Here is a 17,126-nt window from a genome sequence, read left to right on the forward strand (position 1 = left end):
GTGATGCCCGTAAACCGCTACCCACCGCTACGTACGAATGATAGTTTATTCAGGCTGGAATTGTCGCAGTGAGCGATTTTCTGGCATCTTAACCAAACCTGACTTTCCCATTTTTGTTCAAGTGAAGAGTTTGCGAGCAAAGCGATGATAAAGTGGCCCTGGAAAACGAATGAAGCTGGCCGGGATATGGCGCTACCATGGGATGACGCGCTGACGATCCCTGTTCTGGCTAATCTTAAGCCGGATGAACAAGCGAAACTGGTTCAGCTGGCGGATCGTTTTTTACAGCAAAAACGTCTGGTTCCACTGCAGGGTTTCGAACTCGATCCCCTGAAAAACGCGCGTATCGCCCTGCTTTTCTGCCTGCCGGTGCTTGAGCTCGGCATTGAGTGGCTGGACGGTTTCCACGAGGTGCTTATCTATCCCGCGCCGTTCGTGGTGGATGACGAATGGCAGGACGATATCGGGCTGGTGCACAACCAGCGCGTGGTGCAGTCCGGACAAAGCTGGCAGCAGGGGCCGATTATCCTGAACTGGCTCGACATTCAGGACTCGTTCGATGCGTCCGGTTTTAATCTGGTTATCCATGAAGTGGCGCATAAGCTCGATACCCGCAACGGCGATCGCGCCAGCGGAGTACCGCTGATCCCGCTTCGCGAGGTGGCGGGCTGGGAGCACGATCTGCACGCGGCGATGGATAACATTCAGGATGAAATAGACCTGGTGGGCGAAAGCGCGGCCAGCATTGACGCCTATGCGGCAACCGACCCGGCCGAGTGCTTTGCGGTGCTGTCGGAATATTTCTTTAGCGCGCCCGAGCTCTTCGCGCCCCGTTTCCCGGCACTGTGGCAGCGTTTCTGCCAGTTTTATCAGCAGGATCCGCTCCAGCGTCTGCGGCAAAATGAGGAGTCTGGCGGCCATTCCTCCCGCCAGATCCATTAAGGCTTTTCAGAAGGGGTCCGCTCGGTTGAGCGTACCCCTATGCTCAACGCTAAAAACAGCACTGCCATTCCCCACGCGGCCACCGTCAAAGACTGCTCGCCGTAAAAGCGCGTCACCACGGGCACCAGCAGCGCGCTGACGCCGTAGCCTAACGTGTGGCTGGTGGCGATGACGCCCGCCCCTTTCCCGGTGGTCAGCCTGTCGTTCAGCAGAAGCTGGTAGCCCGGCGTGGCCATCGCCGCCCCGAGTGACGTGATAACAATCCCCACGTAGAACAGCGTTAAACCCGCGACGGTCATCAGCCCAAGCCCGGCCACCATCAGCACCGCCGCGATGCAGAGCAACGTCACCGGGGTGAAATGCTGCGGGCGGACCACCAGAAACTGCGCCGCGAGCGTGGCCAGCGCGGCCAGGCTCAGCAGAAGCGCAACATGATGGCTGATCTCCCGGGCGTTGCCCTCCAGCAAGGGGCTAAGATGCGGTGACAGGCCAAGCTGCATCAGGCTCACCAGCGCCGCCAGCAGCAGCGCCAGCAGCAGGAACGGCAGCATCGAGGCCTGCAGGCGGGTCGCCTGGTGCGCCACCGGCGGCAGCGGCGGGTCTGCGGCTTCGCGAAGCACCAGCAGCAGCGCGATTAACGGCGCGATCGCCATTAGCCAGAGCGGCGCCACCGGGCTGACGCTGAGCATTAGCGCCGCCAGCGGCGGGCCGAGCAGACGTCCGCAGCTGAGGCCGGAGCTTATCGTCGCCAGCGCCGCCATTCTTTTCTCCAGCCCCGCACGCTGAATAGCCCACGTCTGGGCCGCAGGCACCAGCCCCGACACCGTCAGTCCGTAAAGCAGACGCGAAAGAATCAGTCCCGCCAGTCCCCAGACGGTATCCAGCCTTCCGGCCGCCATCGCCCAGACCACCAGCGCCATGACGGCGAAACTGGCCAGATAGCCGCTCAGCGAGGCCAGCATCACAGCCTTACACCCCCGCCGCTCGCTCTGGCGCCCCCACCAGGGCGAGGCCGGTAAAAAGAGCATGGATCCGAACATCAACAGCCCGGCCCAGACGGAGAGCGACAACCCGGTCAGGGTCACCAGCTGCGGGAGCATCACCAGCAGACCGTTTTGCCCGATACCTAATAAACCCGCACATAACGCCAGGGGCCAGTTGGCTTTTGAGGTGACGTTTTCGGTCAATGTTTCTGAGTCAGCGCGCATGAGAATGTGAACATAGTGTCAATAAATGTGTGGAAATCATGAAGTTTATGAAAACAAATATTGCAAAAATGGTTGCGACTGTAAACAGAATGAATATCATAACGAGAATTATTATCAATCATGGAATGAGGTACATCTATGCGTGCTCTGCCCCGCTCTGCCGGTACAGACGTTGCAGCCCAGTGTTTTTTAAACGCCCTGTTGCGCGAAACGAAGGACTGGCGCTATCTCCCCGCTACCGCTGCGGATGCGTTACCGAACATTCATATCCCGCTGTCCCAAACCCAGGCGCTTCGGGTTCCGGTACGCTATTTCTCTCCCACCCAGCATCATCAGTACCGTTTCCCGGCAACGCTTATTCAGAGCAACAGTGATGACGGTGACGCCGTCACATTTGACCAACTGGTTGATTTAATTCTTGAAAAACCATCAGTTAAAGGCTCGCTGGATGCCGATACGCTGGCGCGTTTTAAGCAGCGCGTTCTGGAAAGCCATGCGCACACCTGGCAGGCGATCGATCTGCGCAACAGCTGGGCAAACCTGCGCGATAAGCCGCTGACGTTTGCCGACGCGGAACAGGCGCTGCTGGTCGGCCACGCGTTTCACCCTGCACCGAAGTCGCACGAGCCGTTCAACGAAACCGAGGCGCGTCGCTATCTGCCCGATTTCGCCTCCCGCTTCCCGCTGCGCTGGTTTGCCGTTGAGAGCACGCTCGTTGCCGGCGACAGCCTGAACGTCTCCCTGCGCGAGCGTCTGCTGCGCTTCGCGGCCCAGAGCGCGCCTGAGCTGCTCGGCCACTTCACCGACACCCGCTGGCTGCTGCCGATGCATCCATGGCAGGCCGACTATCTGCTGGAGCAGGACTGGTGTCAGCGTCTGGCGGAAAACGGTTCATTGCAGGATCTGGGCGAAGCGGGCGCGCAGTGGCTGCCTACCAGCTCCTCCCGCTCGCTGTACAGCGAAACCAACAGCGACATGATTAAGTTCTCCCTCAGCGTGCGCCTGACCAACTCCGTGCGCACGCTGTCGGTCAAAGAGGTTAAGCGCGGAATGCGCCTGGCGCGCCTGGCGAAAACGGAACGCTGGCAAGATTTACAGGCACGCTACCCGACCATGCGCGTGATGCAGGAGGACGGCTGGGCGGGGCTGCGTGACGAAAGCGGCGTTATTCAGGAAGAGAGCCTGATGGCCCTGCGCGTCAATCTGCTGTTCGATACGCCAGACACCCAGACCAACGTGCTGGTGAGCCTGACCCAGGCCGCGCCGGACGGCGGCGACAGCCTGCTGGCTTCCGCGGTGCGCCGTCTGAGCCAGCGTCTGGATTTACCGCTCGCCCAGGCCGCCCGCTGCTGGCTGGACGCCTATTGCGACCGCGTGTTGCTCCCGCTGTTCAGCGCCGAGGCGGACTACGGTCTGGTCCTGCTGGCGCACCAGCAAAATATCCTCGTTGAGATGCAGCAGGATTTCCCCGTCGGGCTGATCTACCGCGACTGCCAGGGCAGCGCGTGGACCGAAGGGGCCGACGCCTGGCTGAATTCAGCGGGCGAAACGGAGGTGGAAAACCGCTTCGGTGAGAGCCAGCTGCTGCGCTACTTCCCTTATTACCTGCTGCTGAACTCTACCCTTGCCGTCACCGCCGCCCTCGCCGCCGCCGGTTTCGACAGCGAGGAGAACCTGATGTCACGCGTGCGCGACGCGCTGGCCGAACTGCGCCGCACGGCGAAGCAGACCCGATGCCTCGACTACGTGCTCGACAGCCCGACCTGGAACTGCAAAGGCAACTTCTTCTGCTACCTGCACGATCGCAATGAAAACACCATCGCCGATCCGGCGGTGATCTATTTCGACTTTAGCAACCCGTTTTACAAGGAGAAGGCGTAATGGCAATCGCGAATATCGTCCATTCCGGCTACGGCTTTCGCTGCACCGCAACGGATCGCGCGCTGCCGCTGACGTTGGGTCTCGACGGCAGCGCGGTGCTGGAGCGTCTGAATGGGCTCCCGGACGGCTGGCTGGTCGAAGCCCTGGATCAGCTGTTTGTTGCCGCACCCGCGCTGACCGGCATTACCCTGCCCTGGGCGACCTGGCAGGATGCCCCCCAGGCGCAGGCTCTGTTTAGCCTGGCCCACGGGGACTATCTGGCACGCGAAACCTTCTGGCAGCTGCCGCTGTGGCTGAAAGGCGAACGGCCGCAGGCCAGCGGCGGGATGCAGTTTGATGAGAGCCGTCAGCTGTATTTCCCGCTGCGTCCTCACCGCCCGCAGCGCGAAGTGTACCGTCGCTACGATCCGCAAATTAAGCGCACCCTCAGCTTCCGCGTGGTCGACGTGGCGCTGGACGGCGAGCGCTTTACCCAATGGATGAATAACCCGCGCGTGAACGCCTTCTGGGAGATGGCGGGCCCGCAGGCGGAGCAGGAAAGCTACCTGCGCCGTCAGCTTGACTCGACCTACTGCTACCCGGTTATCGGCTGCTTCGATGACCAGCCGTTCGGCTATTTTGAGCTCTACTGGGCGGCGGAAGACCGCATTGGCCGCCACTACCGCTGGCAGCCGTTTGACCGCGGCCTGCACATGCTGGTGGGCGAAGAGAACTGGCGCGGCGCGCAGTACATCCGCAGCTGGCTGCGCGGCCTGAGCCACTATCTGTATCTCGATGAACCGCGCACCGCGCGCATCGTAGCCGAGCCGCGCTTTGACAACCAGCGCCTGTTCCGCCATCTGGCCTCCGCCGGTTTCGAGACGGTGAAAGAGTTCGACTTCCCGCACAAGCGCTCGCGCCTCATCATGAGCCAGCGCCACCGCTTCTTCAGCGAGGTGGAACTGTGAACGCGCTCTGGCAGAAAGTGAACCGCGAGATGGTGGCGAAGATCCTCGCCGAGCTGGAGTACGAACGCACCCTGCGCGCTGAGCCGGTTTCGTCGGACGGCTGGCGCATCACTATGGGCACCGAGTCCTGGCAGTTTCGCGCCGCGCGCGGGATCTGGGGCTGGCTGCATATCGACCCGGACAGCCTGATCGCCGCCAGCGGCGAAGCCGTCGAAGCGGAACGCGCGCTGCTGCAGCTGGCGACGGTGCTGGAGATGAGCGACGCGCAAACGGCAGAGCATATGGAAGATCTCTACGCCACGCTGCGCGGCGACATGCAGCTGCTGCAGGCGCGTGAAGCGCTGGACGCGGACGCGCTGATCCACCTCGACCCGGACGAATTACAGTGTCTGATGAGCGGTCACCCGAAGTTTATTTTCAACAAAGGTCGCCGCGGCTGGGGCCTGGACGCGCTGCGTCAGTACGCGCCCGAGTATCGCGGACGTTTTCGCCTGCACTGGGTCGCCGTTCAGCGCGAGCATCTGGTCTGGAGCAGCGACGCCGATTGCGAGATCAACGCTCTGCTGGCGAGCGCCATGGACAACGCCGAGCGCGCCCGCTTTGACGCCCGCTGGCAGGCGCTGGGTCTCAACGACGGCTGGCTGCCACTGCCGCTGCACCCGTGGCAGTGGCAGCAGAAGATCGCCGTTCATTTCCTGGCCCAGCTGGCGCGCGGAGAGATGATTGAGCTGGGCGAATTTGGCGACGAGTATCTTGCACAGCAGTCCCTGCGCACGCTCACCAACGCCAGCCGTCGCGCGCCGTATGACATCAAGCTTCCGCTGACCATCTACAACACCTCCTGCTATCGCGGCATCCCGGGCAAATACATTGCCGCCGGGCCGCTGGCCTCGCGCTGGCTTCAGCAGCAGTTTTCCACCGACGCCACGCTGATCCGCTCCGGTGCGCAGGTGCTTGGCGAACCCGCTGCCGGCTATCTGTCGCATCCGGGCTATGCCGCATTGCCGAAAGCGCCCTACCGCTATCAGGAGATGCTGGGGGTGATCTGGCGCGAGAATCCGTCCTGTTATTTAGAAGACGGTGAACAGGCGGTGCTGATGGCAGCGCTGATGGAAACCGACAATGCCGGGCGCCCGCTGATCGACGCGTGGATTAAACGCTCGGGGCTAAGCGCCGACGAATGGCTGGAAAAGCTGTTTGAGGCAACGGTGATCCCGTTCTATCACCTGCTCTGCCGCTACGGCGTGGCGCTGATCGCCCACGGCCAGAACGTGACGCTGGTGATGAAGGATTACGTCCCGCAGCGCATCCTGCTGAAGGATTTCCAGGGCGATATGCGCCTGGTGGATGAGGATTTCCCGCAGGCCCAGAGCCTGCCGGAGCAGGTGAAGGCCGTCACGGCGCGCCTGAGCGCGGATTACATCATTCACGACCTGCAAACCGGCAACTTTGTTACGGTGCTGCGCTTTATCTCGCGCCTCACCCTGCAATGCGGCGTGAGCGAAACGCGCTTCTACCAGATTCTGGCCGGGGTATTACGGGGTTATATGGCGGCGCACCCGGATCTGGCAGAGCGCTTCGCCAAATTCGATCTCTTCAAGCCGCAGATTATTCGCGTGATCCTCAACCCGGTCAAACTGACCTTCTCCGAACACGACGGCGGCAGCCGCATGCTGCCGAACTACGTCACCGACCTTGATAACCCTCTTTTTCTCGCCTCCCGGGAGTCAGCGCAATGAAAACCTATGATTTCATCGGCATTGGTATTGGCCCGTTTAACCTTAGCATCGCCGCTCTGGCCGAAGAGCTGGACGGCTTTAGCTCGCTGTTCCTCGAGCGTAAACCGCACTTCTCCTGGCACCCGGGAATGATGGTGCCGGACTGCCACATGCAAACCAGCTTCCTGAAGGATCTGGTCAGCGCCGTGGAGCCGACCAACCGCCACAGCTTCCTGAACTACCTGGTGCAGCGCAAAAAGTTCTATCGCTTCCTGACTACCGAGCAGCGCACCGTCTCCCGCGAAGAGTTTGCGGACTACCTGTGCTGGGCGGCGGAAAACCTAACCAATCTGTCCTTCAGCCAGCAGGTCCAGCAGGTGAGCTTTGATGAGAAAAGCGGCCTGTTTGAGGTGGTGACCCAGCGCGACCGCTTCCTGGCGCGCCACGTCTGCGTGGGGATTGGCAAACAGATCAACCTGCCTGACTGCGTTACGACGCAGGACGATACCTGTTTCCACGCCAGCGAGATGATGCTGCGCACGCCGGATCTCACCGGCAAGCGCGTCACCGTCGTCGGCGGCGGCCAGAGCGGGGCCGACCTGTTCCTGAATATCTTCCGCGGCGAATGGGGCCAGCCGCTGAGCCTGAACTGGGTATCGCGCCGCAATAACTACAACGCGCTGGATGAAGCCGCCTTTGCCAACGAGTATTTCACGCCGGAGTACGTGGACAGCTTCTCTACGCTGGGCGAAGAGGCCCGACGTCAGATGCTGCACGAGCAGAAGATGACATCCGACGGCATCACCACCGAGTCCCTGCTGGCGATTTACCGCGCCATGTACCACCGCTTCGAAGTGCTGCGTGAAAAACCCTGGGCGCACCTGATGCCGTCCCGCTCGGTGACGGCCCTGACGCGCCAGGAAAACAGACATCGCCTGAGCATTCAGCATCACCTCGACGGCGGCCGCGAGCAGCTGGATAGCGACGTGGTGATTTTCGCCACCGGCTACCGCGCCGTGCAGCCCGCGTTCCTCGCGCCGCTGTCTCACCGCCTGCATCTGGACACGGACGAAGCCTTCTGCATTAACAATGATTTCACTCTCGAATGGGACGGTCCGCAGAGCAACCGCCTGTTCGCCGTGAACGCCGGGATGCACCGTCTCGGCATTGCCGAACCCCAGCTCAGCCTGATGGCCTGGCGCGCGGCGCGAATTCTTAATCGCGCACACGCGGACGAGCCGTTTGAGCTGGCCACCACACCCGGCGTTATCCACTGGCGCACCACCACCAGCCCGGACAGCAGCCCGGTTTTTAAATCATTAGCAAAAACCACCGAGTACTGACACACACAATCAGGATCAACATAACAATGAAACGTTCTCATCTTTGGGTTTTAAATCCTTGCTTGCTTGCAATGCTTTCTACCTCTGCGTGGGCGGAAGAACAAAAGGAAGAAAATATCGTTGTCTCCGCCAGCCGCGCGCACCGCAGCGTGGCCGAGATGGCGCAGACCACCTGGGTCATCGAGCGAGCTGAAATTGAGCAGCAGGTTCAGGGCGGGAAAGAGATTAAAGAAGTGCTGGCACAGCTGATCCCGGGCATGGACGTCAGCAGCCAGGGCCGTACCAACTACGGCATGAACCTGCGCGGCCGCTCCATGATGGTGATGGTGGACGGCGTTCGCCTGAACTCGTCCCGCAGCGACAGCCGCCAGCTGGACTCTATCGATCCGTTCAACATTGACCGTATCGAAGTGATCTCCGGCGCCACGTCACTCTACGGCGGCGGCAGCACCGGCGGCCTGGTGAACATCGTCACCAAAAAGGGCCAGCCGGATACCGAGGTTGAGTTCCAGACCGGGGCAAAAAGCGGGTTTAATAGCCACAACGATCACGATGAGAACGTGTCGGCAGCCGTAAGCGGCGGCAACGACAACGCCTCCGGTCGTCTGTCGGTGTCGTATCAGCGCTACGGCGGCTGGTATGACGGCAAAGGCAACGAGGTGATTATCGATAACACCCAGACCGGCCTCCAGTATTCCGACCGTATTGATGTGATGGGCACAGGCACCATCAACATTGACGATCGTCAGCAGCTGCAGCTGACGACGCAGTACTACAAGAGCGAGTCCGACGGCAAGCATGGGCTGTATCTCGGGAAGAACTTCTCGGCGGTAACGGGCGATGCGACCGCGTACAACAAAGATAATCTCGATTCTGACCGCGTACCGGGTACCGAGCGCCATCTGATTAACCTGCAGTATTCCAATACCGACTTCTGGGGCCAGGATCTGGTCGCGCAGATTTACTATCGCGACGAGAGCCTGACCTATTATCCGTTCCCGACCCTGACCAAAGGCGTGGTGAGCAGCATCGGCGCGTCCCAGCAGAAAACCGATTTTTACGGCGGCAAGCTGACGCTGAACAGCAAGCCGGTGGACGATTTGACGCTGACCTGGGGTGTGGATGCCGACCACGAAACCTTCGATGCCAACCAGCAGTTCTTTAACCTGAGCAAGGCTGCGGCGAGCGGCGGCATGGAGCTGGATAACGCCTACAACGTGGGCCGTTACCCGGGCTACAGCATCACCAACCTCGCCCCGTTCCTGCAGGCCAGCTACGACATTGACGCCATCACCCTGAGCGGCGGCGTGCGTTATCAGTACACCGAGAACAAGGTAGACGACTTTGTCGGTTACACCCAGCAGCAGGCCATCGCCACCGGGAAAGCCACCTCCGCCGATGCGGTGCCGGGTGGGAAAACCGATTACAATAACTTCCTGTTTAACGCCGGGATCCTCGGTCGCCTGACCGAACAGCAGCAGCTGTGGTTTAACTTCTCCCAGGGCTTCGAAATTCCGGACCTGGCGAAGTACTACGGCTCCGGCACCTATCAGCTCAGCAACGGTCACTATCGCCTGCTGAACAGCGTCAACGTGAACGATTCGACGCTGGACGGTATCAAGGTTAACGCTTATGAGCTGGGCTGGCGCTACACCGGCGATAACCTGCGCACGCAGGTCGCGGCGTATTACTCGCTCTCGGATAAAACCATCACCATCAACAAGACGGATATGACCATCAACCTGGAAGACGACAAGCGTCGTATCTACGGGGTGGAAGGTCAGGTGGACTATTTCTTCACCGACAGCGACTGGAGCACCGGTGCGAACTTTAACGCTATCAAGTCTGAAACGCGCGAAAACGGCAAATGGGAGAAGCTGACGGTCGACAGCGCCAGCCCGTCGAAAGCCAGCGCATGGGTCAACTGGGCGCCGGGCGACTGGACCCTGCGCGTACAGAGCACGCAGACCTTTGACGTGTCAGACTCCGACGGCAAGAAGATCGATGGCTATAACACGGTCGACTTCCTGGGCAGCTACGCCCTGCCGGTGGGTAAGGTCAGCTTCAGCGTGGAAAACCTGCTGGACAAAGACTACACCACAGCCTGGGGCCAGCGCGCACCGGGGCTGTATAGCCCAACCTACGGTGCGCCGGGGCTGTATACCTATAAAGGCCGCGGACGTACCTTTGGTCTGAACTACTCCGTACTGTTCTGATCCTGAGCGCCGCCTGCGGGCGGCGCATTTTGCTGTGTAATTTCAACGCGAATTTGCTATAAAATCAGCGATTTGCTGAAATTGTCGGCAAACAAACGAAAAGTGCGTTTTCACCCTTTGACAAGGCGTACCGAGGTCGCTACTATGCGCCTCGTTCACACGATTCCTCTGTAGTTCAGTCGGTAGAACGGCGGACTGTTAATCCGTATGTCACTGGTTCGAGTCCAGTCAGAGGAGCCAGATTTGAAAAGCCTGCTTTTAAAGCAGGCTTTTTGCTTTTCTGCGTTCGGATAATTTGCCGTATGGCAAAAAGCTCCTGTCGCTTAGGGCAGCCTGGCAATCACCTTAATCTCAAACTGGAATCCGTACAGCCACGTCACGCCGATCCCAGTCAACGTAGGGTAAGGCGCTTCCCCCCAATATTCTGGCAGGATACTCCAGATTGCGTCGAGGTTTGACTCGGGATCGACGACAAAGAGGGTAACGTCAACCACGTCATCGAACGTGCAGCCCGCAGCTGCGAGAACAGCATTAAGGTTATCGAATGCCAGCCGGATCTGCGCGTTGAGATCCTCTTCAGGCGAACCATCCTCCCGGCTACCTACCTGTCCCGAAACAAACAGGAAGCCGTTAGATTTGATGGCGGGTGAATAGCGATTACGCTCGTAGAGCGCCTGCCGTCCAAATGGAAAAACGGCTTCGCGTGTTGTCATGTTTGTGCCTCTGTAATGGGGCGAAATCTGCCCGGTGAACATAAAGACACTTTACAGGTGCCAGATCGGGCGGATAAACAAGCGACTTTGTTCATCATTGTTTGTAATATCCAAACAATCTGCGAAAAGAGAGGACCTGGGATGGATCGTTTCGATGCGATGCGCGCCTTTGCTCGCGTGGTGGAGGCTGGCAGTTTCACTAGGGCTGCCCAAACGCTTCATATGAGCAAAACCACGGTGACGCAGCTTATTCAGCAGCTCGAAGCTCGCCTGCGCGTAAAGCTGCTCCATCGCACCACCCGCAGGCTCGGTGTGACTCCTGATGGCGCGGTCTACTACGAGCGCGTCATCCGCCTGCTGGCGGACATGGAAGATGCTGAAAACAGCCTGTCCAGTGCGGCAATTACGCCCGGAGGACGGCTACGGGTAGATGTGCCCACTCCTCTCGCCCGCCTGGTGCTGGTGCCCTCGCTACCGGCTTTTCACGCGCGCTACCCTGATATCCAGTTCGACATGGGCGTGAGTGACCGGGTGGTGGATCTGATCGGCGACAACGTGGATTGCGTCGTGCGCGGCGGGGGAATCAATGACCAGTCCCTGATCGCACGCCATGTTGGCGATTTGCAAATCGGTGTTTACGTCGCACCGAGCTACGTGGAACGCCTCGGCGCCCCTGCGCACCCGCGAGAGCTGGAAAACACGGACCATCGCATAGTGGGATTCTTGTCCTCACGCACAGGTAAGATTGATCCTCTGGTACTGAACGGTGAGAGTGTACGTATTGAAATCACGGGAAGCTATGTGCTTGCAGTGGATGATGGCAACGCCTACCTCGAAGCCGGGCTCGCGGGATTAGGCGTGATTGCGCTACCCGTCTATATGGCGGCAGCGCATCAGGCATGTGGTTCCTTGATTCCGCTATTTGAAGACTGGCGTATTGATCCAATGCCCCTGTATCTGGCCTTTCCGCCGAACCGCCACGTTAACGCCAAACTGCGCGTTTTTATCGATTGGATCGTTGAATTGATGCAGCAGCATGTCCCCACTTCTACCCATAAGTAACTGCATCTATTCGTTCATCACCGCGAGTGACGGTCATGCTGGCGGTTTTGAAGCAGGTTTTTTTGCTTTTCTGCCCTACAGCACGAACTCATAGTGCGAGCCATCCGGCAGTTCCACATCAAGCCGCAGCTTTCCGCCCGCCGCCTCAACGTAGCGCTTGAGAGAAGAGAGTTTCAAATCGCGCCCGGGCTTTTCCATTACCGCAACGGTAGGTTGCCTGATACCCAACGCCTGCGCCATTTCTACCTGCGTTTTTTGTACTTTCTCGCGTAACTCAGCAAGATGAATGTTGAGCAAAATATCCGTTGCTATCGCCTGAGCGCTGGCGACAACCTCCGGCTTTTCATCCGCTATAAGCTGCTCAAGGGTTCTTCCCATCGCGCTATTCCCTCTCTTTTAATGTATTCAGCCAGTGAGTGAATTCCCGGTCAGCAACGAGAAGCATCTCATCGTAGAATCGCCTTTCATTGCCGACCTTATTGCCCGCACAAAGCACGATACCCGTGCGGTTTGGATCAAAGGCGAAAAACGCCCGCAAGGGATCGCCCTTACTCTGACTTTCATGTTGCTGTGACGAGAGCCTTTAAGCGTATCAGCGTAGGGTCTCGATAAACCCGGCCCCTTCTCTCGCAAAACAAGCAGTGCTGCAAGTACGCTGGCGCGTTCGGTATCGTCAAGCGAAGTGAACCAGCGATCAAACCTGTCCGTCGTGTTAATTGCCCACACAAGGCCTCCCATCCAATATAGATCAAAAGCTATATACATGCAAAGCTATAGCGATGATTATGCAGAGATGGAAAAGCAGAACCTTGTGGGGTTACGGAAAGACTGAACGCGTGCCGGAGTAATTCTGTGTATCCCTTGTTGGATATTCATTTTGTTACGAGCAGCATCGAAAAAAGTTCAGCAGCCCGTCAACTGCCGCCAGGCTGCCACCTCCTCATCCAGCCATGCGACAAAAAGAGCCACCTCCGGCTTCGTCTCCGTTGACCGCGCTGTCACCAGCCAGTAAGGCCAGGGATACGGCGCGGTAATGGAGGTTAGCTGGACCAGTTCACCCCGGGTGATGGCATCCTGAACCAGAGAGCGGCGCTCCAGCGCGATCCCTTTCCCGAGCCGAACAGCTTCGATAATGATATTGGAGTCGTTAATGCATAAACCGCCAGGCACGATCTCTTTCTCCAGCCCCGCATTCACGCACCACGTTTTCCACGACTCCATGGAAAAAATAATATGACTTTTTGCAATCTCAGCCGGCGTAGCGGGCAACACACCGTCGTTATAGCCAGGCGCGGCCACCACAATGAGTTCATCGGAAAAAAGGTACTGGCTTTCACTCCCTTCCCAGTTTCCTTTCCCCATCCGTATCGAGATGTCTATCCCCTCCTGCTGCAGGCTGGTGACCGTCAGGCTGGCCTGGATCCGAAGGGTGATAAGCGGATATTTCGCCCGAAAGCGTTCCAGACGCGGCAACAGCCAGTGGCATCCAAAAGACGGCACCATCGCCAGCGTCAGCTCCTGCTTTCTCGGCTTCACCTGTACGAGCCGGGTGGCATCCGCAATATGGTTCAACGCCTCGCGTACCTGTAAGGCATATAGCCGCCCTTCTTCGTTGATCTGCACCCCGCGTCCCTGACGGATAAAGAGCTTAACGCCCACCATCTCCTCCAGCAGTTTGATCTGCTGGCTGATTGCGGAATGGGTAACGTGGAGTTCTTTCGCCGCCAGCGTCACGCTGCCAAGACGGGCGACGGCTTCAAAGCTTCGCAAACTGGCAATGGGTGGAAAATCCGACATGAAAGCTCTCCCTTATCCGCGCTGGATGTATAACGGCAACTTGCCCACATGTCAGTAATACTAACCTTTACGGTAAGATACGGAAGATATTCGCCAGGAAGTTTATATTGTACTGTCTGTTCATCCTCTTCAATGACGCGTTATTTCACAGAGACAGGAAAACGGGAACGATGATTAAGCTTGTTGGCATGATGGATTCACCTTATGTACGGCGCGTGGCGATCTCCCTTGAGCTTTATGGCGTTGAGTTTGAAAGCCAGCCGCTGTCGGTCTTTAGCACTTTCGAAGCGTTTTCCCGAATCAACCCCGCGGTAAAAGCGCCCACGCTGATTCTGGATAACGGAATACGTTTGATGGATTCGTCGCTGATACTGAATTATTTCGAGGCTCAGGCCGCACCCGAGCGGAGGCTCCTGCCCGTCGCGCCGGATGCGCAGGCAAACGATCTTCAGACGCTGGGCTTTATCCTCGCCGCCGCGGAGAAAGCCGTGCAAAATGTGTATGAACACCACCAGCGCCCGGTGGAAAAGCAGCACGCTTTATGGGTCGAACGCATTACAACCCAGCTGCTGGCGGCCTGCAGGGAATGGAATGCCTTGCTGAAGACGCGTCCGGCCTCCGCCGATCCCGATCAGGTTGCCGTCACGAGCACGGTTGTCTGGACGTTTATTCAGTCGATGATTCCGCACGTCGTTAACGCAGCGGATTTTAGAGAGATTCAGGCGGCTGCCGAATCATTTGAATCACAGGCGGTCTTTAAAAAATATCCGTTCAACTAAGCGATGAGCCCGGTCAGCGCAGCGCTACCGGGCAAACCAGCGCCTAAATCTGATAATCAATCGCCACTTCTTCCGGTTCCATCACCTGGCGTTTAATCTCATCCACCGACAGCCCGGCGTTGCAGAGCTCGATAAAGCGCCACACGTAGTTGCGCTGCAGCTGCCCGCGCTTCAGGCCAAGCCATACGGTGTTGGCGTCAAACAGGTGACGCGTATCAAGACGCACCAGGTTCCCGTCCTCGCGTTCTCCGCTGGACTGTTCCGCCACCAGGCCAATGCCCAGACCCAGCTCGACGTAGGTTTTGATCACGTCAGAATCCTGCGCGCTCAGCACCACGTCCGGCGTTAACCCTTTGCGGTTGAAGGCCTCGTCTATGCGCGAGCGTCCGGTGATCCCCTGGCGGTAGGTAATGAGCGGCCATTTCGCAATGTCTTCCAGCGTCAGGGGAGAGACCTGATTGAGCGGATGATCGACCGGGAGTAATAAGCTGTGGTACCAGCGGAACCAGGGGAACGCCACCAGCAGCGGGTCGTTGCTCAGGCGTTCGCTGGCTATGCCGATATCCGCCCCACCGTTTTGCAGCAGCACTTCAATTTCCTGCGGCGTGCCCTGGATAAGCTCCAGACGGACGTCGGGGAAAAGTTCGCGGAACGCTTTAATCACCGGCGGCAGGCTGTAGCGCGCCTGGGTGTGGGTGGTAGCGATGGTGAGTACGCCCGAGGCGTCATTGGTAAAGAGATCCGCCAGACGACGCACGTTGCTGGCCTCGTTGAGGATCCGCTCTGCGATGGTGAGCAAAGCCTTACCCGGCTCCGTCATGCCGAGCAGCCGCTTGCCGCGACGGATAAAGATCTCGATGCCCAGCTCCTCTTCCAGCTCGCGGATATGGCGGCTGACGCCGGACTGAGAGGTATAAAGCATATTGGCGACCTCGGTCAGGTTGTAGTCCCGCCTGGCCGCCTCACGGATAATTTTAAGTTGCTGGAAATTCACGATTCACTCCGGCGCATCTGACATAGCTCTATTGTTAGAGTCAGCCGCGCTGCAGAACAAATAATAAAAACCAGCATCTTATGCTTTTATGGAATATCAGCTCACGAGCTGGAGTTCACGGTTCTCAAGCGACGGCTTGCTGACCAGCGACATCAAAATCTCTTTTACCGCCTGCGCCTGCGGCGACAGCGAACCGCGAGCAGACATGTTCAGCGACAGCGGCAGGCTCATCGAAGGCGTGGTGATGCGCGCCATCCAGCCGTTCGCCGCGCTGCACAGCGAGCGGGCTGCGGATTCCGGCAGAACCGTCACACCCATTCCGCTGGCAATGGCCGCGGTGAGCGTGGAGATTGAGTCAATTTCACCGATGATTTTGGCCGTCAGGCGGCGCAGGGAGAACGCTTCGTCCACGCGCACGCGCACGGCGCTGTAGTCGCGCGGCAGATAAAGGTTCATCTCTGCCACGGCGGTAAGGTCTACGCTCTGGCCCGGACAGTCTCGTGTCCCCACGAGGTAGAGATCTTCTTTCAGCAGCGGCTGGCTGGTGATGCCGGCGACCGGGGAGCGATCGTAAAGGACCGCCATATCCAGCTGGCCGTTGAGCAGTTTGTCATTTAGCACGGAGCCGCTGTTTTCGTGCAGGTAGACCAGCACCTCAGGCAGCTCGGCGCGAACGGCCTGCAGCAGCGGCATGGTAATAGAGGACGCGGCAGTTCCCGGCGCCAGGCCGATAGACACGTGCCCGCTCAGGGTCTGGCCCACGTTATTCACCGCCAGCTGCGCCTGTTCACACTGGCGAAGGATGGTGCGCGCATGGGTATACAGGATCTTGCCTGCTTCCGTTGGCGTGACGCCGCGTTTGGTGCGGATCAACAGCTGCTGATCCATCTCGCCTTCCAGAGTAGCCACCTGCTGGCTCAGCGCAGGCTGCGCGATATGCAGCACTTCTGCCGCTTGAGTCAGGCTGCCGATATCGACGATTTTTACGAAGTATTTCAGTCGTCTTAAGTTCATTTTGCCCCCTGTTCGAAATGCTGTGCCGGAACCGGCTGTCGTTGTTGAACAGGTTTTGCAATATGAATGCCACTTTTACCAGGCGGTCTAAATTGCTCGCTAAGCGCCTGAAAATAAGGAAACCTAATTACAGAGGGGGGTTTTATTACCGAAACAGCAGTTTATGATCTGCCCCATTAGGGGTATACCCGCACCATGACGGTGCATTCCGCTGCCAAAAACATCACTTTGCCGATTTTGTCAGCAAACGATCAAAAGGCGTTGATCCACCCTTTGACAAGGCGAACGCAGGTCGATAATATGCGCCCCGTTCACACGATTCCTCTGTAGTTCAGTCGGTAGAACGGCGGACTGTTAATCCGTATGTCACTGGTTCGAGTCCAGTCAGAGGAGCCAAATTTGAAAAGCCTGCTTTTAAAGCAGGCTTTTTGCTTTTCTGCATCTCGAAAATTGTCGGGTGGCGGCTTCGCCTTACCCGACCTCCGGGGCTCGCGTGTGCCCCCTCTCCCGTG

Annotated in this window: 14 protein-coding genes, 2 tRNA genes and 1 pseudogene; 10 read left to right on the top strand and 7 right to left on the bottom strand. The window is 58.6% G+C overall.

Features of this window, described 5'->3' with window-relative positions; genetic code table 11:
* Window positions 1–144: 144 nt before the first annotated feature.
* Window positions 145–942, top strand: coding sequence for a DgsA anti-repressor MtfA (mtfA, locus tag WM95_RS15535; RefSeq protein WP_023312333.1), 798 nt, complete (start codon window positions 145–147; stop codon window positions 940–942).
* Here the strand turns inward: mtfA and WM95_RS15540 are convergent.
* A complete protein-coding gene (locus WM95_RS15540) occupies window positions 939–2,150 on the bottom strand; it encodes an MFS transporter (RefSeq protein WP_047741642.1) in 1,212 nt (403 codons plus the stop codon). The two genes, mtfA and WM95_RS15540, sit on opposite strands and share 4 nt — an antisense overlap.
* A gap of 138 nt (window positions 2,151–2,288) precedes the next feature.
* On the opposite strand from WM95_RS15540, the gene WM95_RS15545 reads away from it, so the two are divergent.
* From WM95_RS15545 to WM95_RS15570, 6 genes are all read left to right on the top strand, one after another.
* On the top strand, window positions 2,289–4,031 hold the full coding sequence (locus WM95_RS15545) for an IucA/IucC family protein (protein WP_088544850.1): 1,743 nt from the start codon (window positions 2,289–2,291) through the stop codon (window positions 4,029–4,031).
* The gene (locus WM95_RS15550) at window positions 4,031–4,978 is read left to right on the top strand and encodes a GNAT family N-acetyltransferase (RefSeq protein WP_063409394.1); all 948 of its coding nucleotides are present in this window, start codon (window positions 4,031–4,033) and stop codon (window positions 4,976–4,978) included. The genes WM95_RS15545 and WM95_RS15550 overlap by 1 nt, the downstream gene beginning before the upstream one ends.
* Window positions 4,975–6,717: an IucA/IucC family protein gene (gene iucC, locus WM95_RS15555; RefSeq protein WP_074166170.1), complete on the top strand. Its 1,743-nt coding sequence runs from the start codon at window positions 4,975–4,977 to the stop codon at window positions 6,715–6,717. The genes WM95_RS15550 and iucC overlap by 4 nt, the downstream gene beginning before the upstream one ends.
* Window positions 6,714–8,039, top strand: a complete 1,326-nt coding sequence (locus WM95_RS15560; RefSeq protein WP_063409395.1) for a lysine N(6)-hydroxylase/L-ornithine N(5)-oxygenase family protein — start codon at window positions 6,714–6,716, stop codon at window positions 8,037–8,039. Before iucC ends, WM95_RS15560 begins: the two co-directional genes overlap by 4 nt.
* Before the next feature lie 26 nt (window positions 8,040–8,065).
* Entirely contained in the window at window positions 8,066–10,255 is a 2,190-nt protein-coding gene (locus WM95_RS15565; RefSeq protein ID WP_045356712.1) for a TonB-dependent siderophore receptor, read from the top strand.
* A gap of 164 nt (window positions 10,256–10,419) precedes the next feature.
* Window positions 10,420–10,495 (top strand) — tRNA-Asn (locus tag WM95_RS15570).
* Window positions 10,496–10,578: 83 nt separating this feature from the next.
* Here WM95_RS15570 and WM95_RS15575 read toward each other — a convergent pair.
* Window positions 10,579–10,968 carry a RidA family protein gene (locus tag WM95_RS15575; RefSeq protein ID WP_059445031.1) on the bottom strand — a complete coding sequence of 130 codons (390 nt, stop codon included), beginning with the start codon at window positions 10,966–10,968 and terminating at the stop codon, window positions 10,579–10,581.
* Window positions 10,969–11,109: 141 nt separating this feature from the next.
* On the opposite strand from WM95_RS15575, the gene WM95_RS15580 reads away from it, so the two are divergent.
* Window positions 11,110–12,030 (top strand): LysR family transcriptional regulator, encoded by a 921-nt coding sequence (locus WM95_RS15580; RefSeq protein WP_063409396.1) that lies wholly within the window; start codon window positions 11,110–11,112, stop codon window positions 12,028–12,030.
* A 75-nt stretch (window positions 12,031–12,105) separates the two neighbouring features.
* Here the strand turns inward: WM95_RS15580 and WM95_RS15585 are convergent, their stop codons facing one another.
* The 3 genes and pseudogenes from WM95_RS15585 to WM95_RS15595 all read right to left on the bottom strand — a co-directional run bounded on the left by WM95_RS15585 (window position 12,106) and on the right by WM95_RS15595 (window position 13,827).
* Window positions 12,106–12,408: an XRE family transcriptional regulator gene (locus WM95_RS15585; RefSeq protein WP_029741460.1), complete on the bottom strand. Its 303-nt coding sequence runs from the start codon at window positions 12,406–12,408 to the stop codon at window positions 12,106–12,108.
* Window positions 12,409–12,412: 4 nt separating this feature from the next.
* Window positions 12,413–12,756 (bottom strand): annotated as a pseudogene (locus WM95_RS15590) (type II toxin-antitoxin system RelE/ParE family toxin).
* A gap of 177 nt (window positions 12,757–12,933) precedes the next feature.
* The gene (locus WM95_RS15595) at window positions 12,934–13,827 is read right to left on the bottom strand and encodes a LysR substrate-binding domain-containing protein (RefSeq protein WP_063409397.1); all 894 of its coding nucleotides are present in this window, start codon (window positions 13,825–13,827) and stop codon (window positions 12,934–12,936) included.
* Window positions 13,828–13,997: 170 nt separating this feature from the next.
* Here WM95_RS15595 and WM95_RS15600 point away from each other — a divergent pair, with 170 nt between their 5' ends.
* On the top strand, window positions 13,998–14,606 hold the full coding sequence (locus WM95_RS15600) for a glutathione S-transferase family protein (RefSeq protein WP_081247954.1): 609 nt from the start codon (window positions 13,998–14,000) through the stop codon (window positions 14,604–14,606).
* Window positions 14,607–14,649: 43 nt separating this feature from the next.
* Here WM95_RS15600 and cbl read toward each other — a convergent pair whose 3' ends face one another.
* Together cbl and nac are read right to left on the bottom strand one after the other, a co-directional pair.
* A complete protein-coding gene (gene cbl / locus WM95_RS15605) occupies window positions 14,650–15,600 on the bottom strand; it encodes an HTH-type transcriptional regulator Cbl (protein WP_010432106.1) in 951 nt (316 codons plus the stop codon).
* Between the two features lie 96 nt (window positions 15,601–15,696).
* Window positions 15,697–16,614, bottom strand: coding sequence for a nitrogen assimilation transcriptional regulator NAC (gene nac, locus WM95_RS15610; RefSeq protein WP_008499475.1), 918 nt, complete (start codon window positions 16,612–16,614; stop codon window positions 15,697–15,699).
* 320 nt (window positions 16,615–16,934) lie between these two features.
* Here nac and WM95_RS15615 point away from each other — a divergent pair.
* Window positions 16,935–17,010: transfer RNA gene (locus tag WM95_RS15615), tRNA-Asn, on the top strand.
* Window positions 17,011–17,126: the final 116 nt, after the last annotated feature.

The sequence above is a fragment of the Enterobacter cloacae complex sp. ECNIH7 genome, assembly GCF_002208095.1.
GTDB lineage: Bacteria > Pseudomonadota > Gammaproteobacteria > Enterobacterales > Enterobacteriaceae > Enterobacter > Enterobacter cloacae_M.